This is a genomic window from Flavobacterium hydrocarbonoxydans, assembly GCF_009789235.1.
GTDB classification, from domain to species: domain Bacteria; phylum Bacteroidota; class Bacteroidia; order Flavobacteriales; family Flavobacteriaceae; genus Flavobacterium; species Flavobacterium hydrocarbonoxydans.
On the sequence record NZ_WSTB01000006.1, the window covers coordinates 38511 to 49924 of the forward strand.

Here is an 11414-nt window from a genome sequence, read left to right on the forward strand (position 1 = left end):
AAAGCTACTACTAACTTTCTAAACCATCTTTCATGTTTTGAATGTAAGCCGCTTTTTGAATTTGAGCTCTTTTGATTACAGAAGGCTTAATAAAAGCAGTACGTGCTCTTAATTGACGAACAGTTCCTGTTTTATCAAATTTTCTTTTATAGCGCTTTAATGCTCTATCGATATTTTCTCCGTCTTTAATTGGTATAATTAACATAATATTGACACCTCCTCTCGTTAAGGGTGCAAAAGTAATCAATATTTTGAAACATGAACCATTAATTACGAATTTTTTTTTACAGTAAAATGTTGAGATGTAAAAAGTGAGATGCATACTGAACTAACCAGCAAAGCTCCATTCACTTTTTACATTTTACTTTTCACATTCACAAAATCTACTCTTTCAATAAATTTCTGGAAATTACTAATTTTTGAATTTCGGTAGTTCCCTCGCCTATGGTACACAATTTAGAATCTCTATAGAATTTTTCGACCGGATAATCTTTAGTATAACCGTAGCCTCCGTGAATCTGAACTGCTTCATTCGCTACTTTTACACAAACTTCTGAGGCATACATTTTTGCCATCGCGCCCATTGTAGTAACAGGTTTATGCTGTTGTTTTAAGAACGCTGCTTTGTGTAATAATAATTCTGAAGCTTCGATTTCAGTCGCCATATCAGCCAGCTTAAACGAAATTCCCTGAAAACTACTAATAGGCTGCCCAAACTGATGTCTTTCTTTTGAATATTTTAAAGCAGCTTCGTAAGCGCCTTTTGCAATACCAAGTGATAAAGCTCCGATTGAGATTCGTCCGCCATCCAGAATTTTCATAGCCTGAATGAATCCCTGACCTACTTCTCCTAATCTATTGGCATCCGGAACACGGCAACCATCAAAAACCAACTCTGCAGTTTCACTGGCACGCATTCCTAATTTATTTTCTTTTTTCCCTGATGAAAAACCAGGCATTCCTTTTTCGAAAACAAAAGCAGTCATTCCTTTTGAATCTCCTTTTTCGCCAGTACGCACAATTACTACTGCAATATCACCGGAAATGGCGTGTGTGATAAAGTTTTTCGCACCATTTACAACCCAATAATCGCCATCTTTTACAGCAGTTGTATTCATTCCGCCTGCATCAGAACCTGTATTGTGCTCGGTCAGTCCCCAGGCTCCTATATGTTCGGCTGTTGCTAATTTTGGCAACCATTTTTTCTTTTGTTCTTCATTTCCGAAAGTCAAAATATGATTGGTACATAATGAATTATGAGCTGCAACAGACAAGCCAATTGAAGGATCTACTTTAGAAATTTCTTCGACTACCGTAATATATTCGTGATAACCCAAGCCCGATCCGCCATACTCTTCCGGAACAAGAACGCCCATAAAACCCATTTCACCTAATTGTTTAAAAAGAGAAATTGGAAAAATCTGCGCTTCATCCCATTCCATTATATTAGGTCTAATATTTTTCTCGGCAAATTCTTTTATAGACTGAGCAATCATGGATTGCGTTTCGTTGTAATCAAAATTCATTTGTACACTGTTTTATTTTAGAACTCCAAATATAAACTAATTATTTTTGCTTTTTCAACAGGAAAACCTTTAATTTTTGACAAATCCTCAATATTTGTGATTTTACCGTTCATACTTCTATAAATTACTATTTGTTTTGCTAATGGGTATCTAAAGTATGGAAACTGAGACAACTCCTTTAAAGAAACGTCATTTATGGCTATTTTTTTAAATTTCGGAATTGATCCAACTTTAAAATGCGAATTCAATTCTGAAATAACCTCTGGCGATAATCCCCAGACATCGTTCATTTGCTCCATCGAAACAAAACCTCCTAAACTTTCTTTTTGTTTTAAGATTCGAATTGAGATTCCTTCACCGATTCCGTAAATTTTCATTAAATCTTCCTGTGTAGCCTGATTAATATCTAAAATTATGATTTTTTCTTTTTTAGGAACTATTTTCGCTGCATATTCTTTCTTTGATTCGAAGGTGGCTTTTTTATTCTTCACCCAGTCTGGAAATTTAAAATAAGGTGAAATTATTCTCAGTAAAGAATCTGAAACTTTTGTAACTTCCTGAAATTATTCTGGAGAGTTTACATATTGATTGGTTTTTCTAAATGCCAGCAATCTATCAATTTCCTGAACCGACATTCCGAGCTTATACCCTTTGTAATCGGAAATGAAATTTGGATTAAAAGAATAAATCTTTGGTTTTTGATTGTGTTTTACATTTTTCAAAACATCAATATCCGATTGTAAAGCCAACCATTCCTGTTTTTCTGGAAAGTTTTTCATTGGAACCCTAAAATCAACAAAAAAATAAACCAGCTGCAAAACAACAATGATACCAAAAAGTAAAAAAATTCCTGTACGTTGCTGATTAGTAAACTTAAAATATCCTGACCACTCCCTCAAATTCATATTAAAATAAAATTTCTAATTGTTTTAAAAATATAAATTTAAGGTAAAAAATATTAATTTATTAAGAAAATTAGTAAAAATACATACTTTTAAATAATTGTTTATATTATCTTTAATCACAAATTAAATTAATGAATTTCAGCACTTAAAGATTATTCTTTGCAGATTCTGTTTAAAAATTAAACATTTTATAACTTAAAACGAGATAATTGTTTTTATTTTTTACAAAAAACGATACATTTGGAGCTTAATAACAATAAACCAATATAATAGTATGTCAATTTGGAAAACTAAACCACTTTCGGTACTGCTTGGAGAAGCAGACGAATCTGAAAAAGGCTTAAAAAGAACCTTATCTTCACGATCGCTTGTTGCACTTGGAGTTGGTGCCATTATTGGAGCCGGATTATTCTCATTAACAGGAATTGCTGCTGCTGACCATGCTGGTCCTGCTGTAACAATTTCATTTATTTTAGCTGCTGTTGGTTGTGCTTTTGCAGGGCTATGTTATGCTGAATTTGCTTCGATGATACCAGTTGCCGGTAGTGCTTATACGTATTCGTATGCGACAATGGGAGAATTTATGGCTTGGATTATAGGCTGGGATTTAGTTTTAGAATACGCTTTAGGAGCCGCTACCGTTGGTGTCAGCTGGTCCAGATATTTACTAGAACTACTTGCAAAATATAATATTCACTTACCCCCTGATTTAATTTGTTCTCCTTGGGAAACTTTAACACTGAGCAACGGAACCGTAATTAATGGTGGTATAGTTAATTTACCTGCAATCTTTATTGTTTCTTTACTTTCATTATTATTGATAAAAGGAACCAAAGAATCTGCATCATTAAACAACTTCTTAGTTGTTGTAAAAGTAGCCGTAGTTATTATCTTCATCGTTTTAGGATGGAAATTTATCGACCCTACAAACTACGTTCCTTATATTCCTGAAAACACAGGTGTTTTTGGAGAATTTGGATGGTCAGGTATTGCTGCCGGAGCCGGAACAGTATTTTTTGCTTTTATTGGTTTTGACGCTGTTTCTACAGCTGCTCAGGAAGCTAAAAATCCTCAAAAAGGAATGCCTATTGGTATTCTTGGTTCACTCGTAATCTGTACTTTATTATACGTATTGTTCTCTCACGTAATGACTGGTCTTGTGCCTTATTATAAATTTGCAGGAGATGCTAAACCTGCAGCTACTGCTTTTGCTGTTACAGGTTATGACTTTTTACAAACAGGTTTAATTGTCGCCATTTTAGCGGGTTATACTTCTGTAATGCTGGTAATGCTAATGGGACAAAGCCGTGTATTCTACACCATGAGTAAAGATGGTTTATTACCTCCTTTCTTTAGCGAAATTCACGCTAAATTCCGTACTCCATGGAAAACGAACATTTTCTTCTTAGTATTCGTAAGTTTATTTGCTGGTCTTGTTCCTGTAAGCGATTTAGGACACATGGTAAGTATCGGAACATTATTAGCATTCGTATTGGTTTGTATTGGTGTTATGGTAATGCGTAAAAAAATGCCGGATGCTCCAAGAGCTTTCAGAACGCCTTGGGTTCCGTTTGTACCTGTAGCTGGTATCGTAATTTGTTTGGCATTGATGTATTCTTTACCAAACGAAAGCTGGGCTCGCCTAGTAATTTGGATGGCTTTAGGTGTTGCGATTTATTTTGCTTACGGTAAGAAAAACAGTAAACTAAACAATCCAGATAAATAAAAATTATCTTTTAAATACAAAAAAGGATTATGAAGCTTTAAAACTTTATAATCCTTTTTTTATGTTCGAAAATTACTTTTACAAATCAAAAACCGAAGTTCGTTTGGCACGAATTAAATCTTTCAGACGGATCCAAAATGCCAGGGTAAGATACACTCCAAATCCTAAACCAGCGGTTACAAACGAAATATAAATAAAAAACAAGCGTACACTTGTTACCCGCATCCCCAATTTATCTGCCAAACGTGATGAAACATGAAAACCGTATTTTTCGAAAAAGAATTTTAGTTTTAAGATGGCTGACATGATTCTGATTTTAGATTTTAGATTTTAGACAAAAATACAAAAATATCTAATTGCCGTATTTTCTAATTATACAATTCCTAATCCCCTTTTAGCAACTCCGTTCCGATGGCACATTTTAGACAATGATTCTTATTGCAGTACTCGTTTTTCAATTGTAATAACGATTGTGTTTCAAAAGCATTTTTAGATTTTAATCCAAATGAATTAAACTTTTCTATAATAGAATTTTTCTCTGGCGAAACTTCATCCAAAAGTGTAATTAAATCCTCTGAAATCTCCTCTCCCATCACTTTTGCATAAGCAAACTGTATTGGAATTATGGTATTAATAATTAGTAAATCAACGAACGATTTTGATAGTTTTTTAGCTTTTTTTGGACTTTCTTTATCAAACTGAAAATGGTTTTGCCAATACAAACTCACCGAAACATCAAAAACTTCGTAAATATCTTTTACCGATTTTAAAGTAATTATTTTTGAAAATAAATTCTGCTCTTTCTGATATAAATTAGCTAATTGAGATAGCCTTATCGTTGGAAAATTATCTGGCCTGTGCTTAAAAAACTGAACGGGCTCTACATAATTTTTCTCTAATTGATATTTATGAATGATATAAAAATAAGCAAATTTTAAATCCTTAAAATACACATCTTCTTTTTCTGAATCTAATAATCCGGCACAGCCAAAAAGCAATGACTCCAGATTTAAAAGTGTAAAACTTTCTTTTCGTATAATAGAAAATGGAATTGCCTTTGCCATCTGCAAAAAAGAAGTTCCATTCGTATTCAAACCAAAATTCTTAGCCAATAAGCAAAATAAAACAGCTTCCCAATCATTATTTGTTTCTTCTAACAAATCATAAACGGGTTTTGATTTTCGCTCTAATCGTTCAAAAAAAAGCCTTTCCTGCCAGTTTTTAAAAATAAAATCATCTATCTGGCTGATTTGCTTTTCGCAGAAAATCCAGGATTTGGGAGAAGTTAAAGCATAATAATTAGATATCGTTTCAGGAGAAACATAATCTTTTAAAATCAAAACCGAGATTTCGGTATTATCTTTTCTAAAAATTTCGGTATCGTGTTCCCAAACCACATGCAGAATTACATTTTCATAAGCCGAATCTCTTTCGTGATGATGCAAATACCAATCAGACGATTTTAGATGTATCTCAACATTTCCAGCCCATTTTTGATTGCCAATTGTAATTTGAGCATTAAAAAAATCAGGCCCAGCCAATTCTAAATAGTCACCGGTTTTAATAATCAGGAGCTCCTCTTTTTGAGATGTTTTTAAATTCAGAGTATCAAACTTCTTGAATTTCCAGAGGTAATGAAGGAAATCTTCTTTCATTTTCAAGTTTTATAATAGATTTACAAAACTTAAATATAATAAAATTTATCTTACAAAAAACTATTTCAACAAATATAATTTTGCACAAGCACGGGCATCAGATAAAGCTTCGTGATGATTGAGCGAAATATTCATCTCGCGACAACAATCACTTAATTTTGTTGGTTTTAATCCTTTAGCTTTATAGATTTTTACGGTACATTCCCAACGTGATGCAATATTTAGATCTTCATAATGCAAACCATGAAGTGCCATCGATTTTATCAAAACATTTCGGTCAAAACTTTCATTATGAGCCACTACCACTCTGTTCTTCAATCTCTTTTCGATTTCTGGATAAACTTGTAAAAATGATTTTGCGTTTACCGTGTCACGAGGATAAATTCCGTGTACCTGGATTGTGTAGGGATTATAAATATTATTGGGCGGTTTTATCAATGTAACAAATTCGTCAACAATTATTCCGTTTTCAACGGTAACAATCCCAACTGAGCAAGGATGAAAAGCGGTTGCGGTTTCAAAATCTATGGCGGTGAAAGTCATTTTTTATCAATTTTAAAGCTAAAAAAATCCATAAATCTAAAACTTGGAATTATAGATTTATGGATTATAAATTTACTATTTATTCTTTTATTTTATTGCGCCAATAATATCAGACTTAGTAATTATTTGATGGCCTCCGTTTGCCAATTCAACCAAAACTGCATCGTTTTCTTTTGTAAATAACTTAGAAACCTCATCAATTGGAGTTCCTAATTGCACGATTGGGAAAGGTTTTCCCATTACTTCTTTAATTGGTTTTTCGGCTACATTTTTGTCTGCTACGTAACTTCTAAACAAATCCGTTTCATCAACAGAACCCACAAATCCTGAAATATCAACTACCGGAATTTGCGAAATATTATATTTACGCATACGTTCAATCGCATGCGAAACCAATTCTTCGGTACGAACAACGATTAATTGTTTGTCGATATGATCTTTGATTACGTCTTCAGCTTTGGTTACATTTTCGTCTAAGAAACCGCGCTCGCGCATCCAGTCATCATTAAACATTTTACCTACATATCGGCTTCCTGAATCATGAAACAACACCACAACTACATCTTCAGGTTTAAAATGCTCTTTCAATTGGTGCAATCCTTTGATACAGGCTCCTGCAGAATTTCCAACAAAAATCGCTTCTTCCAATGCAATTTTTCTGGTGTAAACAGCTGCATCTTTGTCGGTAACTTTTGTAAAACCATCAATCAAAGAAAAATCAACATTTTTAGGTAAAATATCTTCTCCAATTCCTTCGGTGATGTACGAATAAATTTCATTTTCATCAAAAACACCCGTTTCGTGGTATTTTTTAAAAACAGAACCATAGGTATCTATTCCCCAAATTTTAATATTTGGATTTTTCTCTTTCAAATATTTTCCAACACCTGAAATTGTTCCTCCAGTTCCTACTCCTACTACAAAATGAGTGATTTTCCCTTGGGTTTGTTCCCAAATTTCTGGTCCGGTTTGTTCATAATGAGCCAAAGAATTTGACAAATTATCGTATTGATTTACGTACCAGGAATTAGGAGTTTCTGTTGCCAAACGTTTCGAAACCGAGTAATAGGATCTTGGATCGGTAGGCTCAACATCGGTAGGACAAACCACCACTTTGGCACCAACAGCACGCAAAATATCCATTTTTTCTTTGGATTGTTTATCCGATATTACGCAAATCAGTTTATAACCTTTTATAATGGCTACAAGGGCTAATCCCATTCCGGTATTTCCAGACGTCCCTTCGATAATGGTTCCTCCAGGTTTTAAACGCCCGTCAGCTTCAGCATCTTCTACCATTTTTACCGCCATTCTGTCTTTTACAGAATTCCCAGGATTAAATGTTTCGACTTTTGCTAATACTAAGGCATCGATTCCTTCAACTATTTTGTTGAGTTTTACCAATGGTGTATTACCAATTGTTTCTAATATATTTTTTGAAAAATTCATGATTCTATTTTTGAAATTTGTTTTTATTGGAAGAAATTCCAAACTAAACCAAAACTAATCGTTAAATCACGATACGGATTGTTTGGTGATGAATAATAATTATCCTGTGAAAAGGCAGCATTAAAATGTTCTGCTTTTAAATAAATCCTGGTTTGACGAATTCTACCGTTTACAAAGAAATCAAAAACCGGATAACCTCCAATTTTTGTTTTATCCTGAACGAAAAACTCTCCTATAACAGGATTATACTCGTTTCCGTAATATTTTGTAAAATAATTAAATACGATTCCGGTTTGAATATAAAGTGCTTTTTTGAAAAAGTAACCTGAATAATAAAACGTGTTTCTGGTTACAAAATCAGGCACATTCAAAATCAAATCAGACTGATTTACTTTTTGATACAACAAAGTATTATCAAGAGCAAAAGCTCCAAATTTGAACTCTCTACTGGCTTTTACTGATAAATAATTAATCGTATTTTCGTATTGAGCCGGGGCTATAATCTGAGTACGGACAGAATCCTGTGCGGCTGTCGATTTATCTTCAAAATACAAATGATCATTTAGAACTGTGTACTGCACCTCAGCATTTAACCAAGGCGTAAAAACATTGGCACTAAGGGTATTTATTTTTTCGTTTTTGAAATCATTTGACCAGTTGTATTGCACATAACTACTTTGGTACAAATTATAGTTGTTGTTGGGCAATTTATTAATGTTTCTGTATCTGAAATCAAATTGAATTTCCTCGTTTAAATTGTATTTTAATTTAGCATCTAAATCCGAAAGAGACTGATTGGTAATGGATCTGGTGTATAAAAATCTACCATTCCATTTGTTTTTTTGATATTCAAATTGTCCTCCAACATTATTGATTTGCTGGAAGATATTGTCTGTTATAATGGAATCTTTACTTATAACTATAATTCTTCCGTATTTATAATTTGATCTGTAATCGTCAACAAAAAAATTAAACTTCCCTAAAAGAGAATTCTCATACGTCAATCCTGCTTTATTGTACAATTTTTCAAATCGGGTCTGATCTTTTATGCCGCTCGTTACATACGATTCTCCAAAACGTTTAATCGTTACGCCATCTACGGTTGAATTTACCGTTGGCTGTTTGTATTCAAAAAATTTATTTTCGTAATTAAACTGGTGCGTTACATATAAATTATTGTTTCCGTGTTTTGGGTTTACTCTAAAAGCATGATCAAAAAACAGTCGTCTTCCCTTTAAAAAAGATTCGGCATCTGTAAGATAGACCTCTAATCGCTGACGATTGGTATAATTTGGATCACCGCTTTCAAAATCATTTGCCGTTGTAATACCTCCATTTTCCTCATTTAAAATATCCTGATAGGTATAATGAGCGTATAGCACATAACGTTTATCGGTAGTAAAATAACTGGTTGTGAATCTTAAATTTCCAGTACTTGACAACTGATTTATATATTTCCCTTCAGAACGTAAACCTCTGTAAGCAACTGAAAAGTTAAGATTTTTTGAGGTATTTAATGTGATAAAAGAATCTACATTCTGACCTTTTCCTATTGATGTATTAAAAAACAATTCGGTCAAGGGAGTTGGAGCTGAATAATAATTAATTTGATTTGCGTCTAAAAAATTAAAATGTTTGGCTTCGAATCCAATTTCCGGATAAGGCGAAAAATCAGTTAAACTATATTGTAAGGTATTGTATGTTTGTCCAGTATTTGGAAAAGACAAAAGTCCAAAATTATCTCTTCTTAAATAATTTTGTTTGTAAGCACTTTTTATTGTCAAAGAAGTGTCTGCATGAGTTGTATCATGTTCTAATGTTATGATTTCATATTGCTCAATTTTTGCCACTAAACTTTTCTTCTTTTTTACAGTATCGTTTATACTGGAATACTTGGTTTTCATATCTAAATTACTTTTAGAAGTCGATTTTTCCTGAGAGAATAATATAGTGGGTACGGCTAGTAGATATAGAAAAAAGAGTATTCTCATTTGACAGCTTTATATGTGTATAAATTTTCGATAAAATTAGTAAGCAAAGGTAAATTATAAAAACGTATAAAAAAACACTTTAGAATTACAATAAAAGTCAAAATATAGCGTATCACCAAACAAAAAGCCGAATTTGAAGAATCAAATTCGGCTTTTTTAAAATTTATTTAATATTACTATTTATCTGTCTTTGTTTACAGCATCATCTATGAATGGATTTGCATCAATTTCAGCTTGCGGGATTTTCAGGAAAAATCTTTTGTCATCTGCCGTTAAACTGGCAGGAGTCAATATTCTATGATTTCCCGTTCGGGTAATTCCTCTTCGTAATCGTTTAGCATCAAACCATTCTACACCAATTTCGCCATACAATTCTTTTCGTCTTTCTAGCAGAATCTCTTCTAGTAAAGCGTTTCCAGTATTGGTTGATTTTACAGCCATTTCATCTCGATTTTTTTGCAAAGTATATAACAATTTATGCGCATCTGCATCAGCCCCTAATCTGGCTTTTGCTTCTGCCTCGATCAAAATCATTTCTGGTGTTCTGATTATAGCGTTATCGCCTTCAAAACTAAACTTAAATTTTCGGGTAATCCAATATCTGTAATCGTCAACATTTGTTATAGCTTCGCTTTTCTTTTGAAAATATCCTCTCACATCAGTCTCTGAAAATAAATTTACAAAATCTTTGTTGATATACATTGCAGAATACGATGTTGTCAAGTGATCTGCCATCGAAGCTGGAGCATTCCAGTAATAATTGGATTGATCAGTACTTTGAGCACTTCCCCAAATCCATTCGATATTCATATAATCATCAAATCCAGAACGGTAGGCAGAAGCGTCTAAAACTTTAGTAACATCACCACCATAGGCAGCGTTTGCAGCTTTTTCGGCTCCTTCCCAATTGCCCATTACCTGATAAACCTGAGCTAATATTGCGTTTGCAACGTTTTTATTAATATATGATTTTCCTAATCTGTTTGGTGTTAATCCTTCAATTGCAATAGTCAAATCAGCAACAATAAACTTATAAACCTCATCAACTGTTGACATTGGATTTCCTGTAAACGACAAACCAGTATAAATAGGTGGTGCAGCAAAAGTTTTATCTGCAGAATAGGCTGGAGCAAATTCCATTACTAGCTGATGATAAAAAAAACCTCTTAAAGCATGGCCATAAGCAGAAAATTCTTTTTTATCTTCTTCAGCTAATGTGCTGTATTCCAATCCATTTATTAAAGTATTGGCCTGACCAATCATATAAAAACAATAATTCCAGCTAAATATAGTTCTCCTGTTAACAGGCTCTCGATTGTCATTTGCATAATCAAAACTAAACCAGGTGTTTTCTTGAATTAAATCATTTCCCTTAACACTTCTTGCATAAAAAAGAGAATTAAGACCCGCTGTATCCGTACTCGTGTACTGCCCTCTAAAACGTCTCATAATTCCTGAAATAAAAGCCTCAACTCCTTTTCTGGAACTAAATACAACTTCTTCAGGAACTCCATTAGTAGGTTTAGGTTCATCTAAAAAATCTTGAGTACAACCTGCCAATATTAACAATGCTACAATAGCAATGAAAAATTTTGATATTAAAGTTTTCATATAATATA

Annotated in this window: 11 protein-coding genes; 1 reads left to right on the top strand and 10 read right to left on the bottom strand. The window is 33.1% G+C overall.

What is annotated here, in order from left to right:
• Positions 1–10 precede the first annotated feature (10 nt).
• From rpsU to GON26_RS21820, 4 genes are all read right to left on the bottom strand, one after another.
• A complete protein-coding gene (rpsU, locus tag GON26_RS11920; protein ID WP_007807454.1) occupies positions 11–205 on the bottom strand; it encodes a 30S ribosomal protein S21 in 195 nt (64 codons plus the stop codon).
• A 178-nt stretch (positions 206–383) separates the two neighbouring features.
• Positions 384–1526, bottom strand: a complete 1143-nt coding sequence (locus tag GON26_RS11925) for an acyl-CoA dehydrogenase family protein (protein WP_160375001.1) — start codon at positions 1524–1526, stop codon at positions 384–386.
• A 17-nt stretch (positions 1527–1543) separates the two neighbouring features.
• Complete coding sequence (locus GON26_RS21815) at positions 1544–2017, bottom strand: ComEA family DNA-binding protein (protein ID WP_317164709.1); 474 nt, start codon at positions 2015–2017, stop codon at positions 1544–1546.
• 72 nt (positions 2018–2089) lie between these two features.
• Positions 2090–2431 (bottom strand): hypothetical protein, encoded by a 342-nt coding sequence (locus tag GON26_RS21820; protein ID WP_317164710.1) that lies wholly within the window; start codon positions 2429–2431, stop codon positions 2090–2092.
• A 274-nt stretch (positions 2432–2705) separates the two neighbouring features.
• On the opposite strand from GON26_RS21820, the gene GON26_RS11935 reads away from it, so the two are divergent.
• Complete coding sequence (locus tag GON26_RS11935) at positions 2706–4157, top strand: amino acid permease (RefSeq protein WP_160375002.1); 1452 nt, start codon at positions 2706–2708, stop codon at positions 4155–4157.
• Between the two features lie 78 nt (positions 4158–4235).
• On the opposite strand, the gene GON26_RS11940 is transcribed toward GON26_RS11935, so the two are convergent.
• From GON26_RS11940 to GON26_RS11965, 6 genes are all read right to left on the bottom strand, one after another.
• Positions 4236–4463 carry a PspC family transcriptional regulator gene (locus GON26_RS11940; protein ID WP_007810860.1) on the bottom strand — a complete coding sequence of 76 codons (228 nt, stop codon included), beginning with the start codon at positions 4461–4463 and terminating at the stop codon, positions 4236–4238.
• Positions 4464–4540: 77 nt separating this feature from the next.
• On the bottom strand, positions 4541–5812 hold the full coding sequence (locus GON26_RS11945; protein ID WP_160375003.1) for a DUF2851 family protein: 1272 nt from the start codon (positions 5810–5812) through the stop codon (positions 4541–4543).
• A gap of 60 nt (positions 5813–5872) precedes the next feature.
• Positions 5873–6355 carry a 3'-5' exonuclease gene (locus GON26_RS11950; protein WP_160375004.1) on the bottom strand — a complete coding sequence of 161 codons (483 nt, stop codon included), beginning with the start codon at positions 6353–6355 and terminating at the stop codon, positions 5873–5875.
• Between the two features lie 87 nt (positions 6356–6442).
• Positions 6443–7804: a pyridoxal-phosphate dependent enzyme gene (locus tag GON26_RS11955; RefSeq protein WP_160375005.1), complete on the bottom strand. Its 1362-nt coding sequence runs from the start codon at positions 7802–7804 to the stop codon at positions 6443–6445.
• Positions 7805–7827: 23 nt separating this feature from the next.
• Positions 7828–9795 (bottom strand): putative porin, encoded by a 1968-nt coding sequence (locus GON26_RS11960; protein ID WP_160375006.1) that lies wholly within the window; start codon positions 9793–9795, stop codon positions 7828–7830.
• Positions 9796–9975: 180 nt separating this feature from the next.
• Positions 9976–11406, bottom strand: coding sequence for a RagB/SusD family nutrient uptake outer membrane protein (locus tag GON26_RS11965; protein ID WP_160375007.1), 1431 nt, complete (start codon positions 11404–11406; stop codon positions 9976–9978).
• Positions 11407–11414 lie beyond the last annotated feature (8 nt).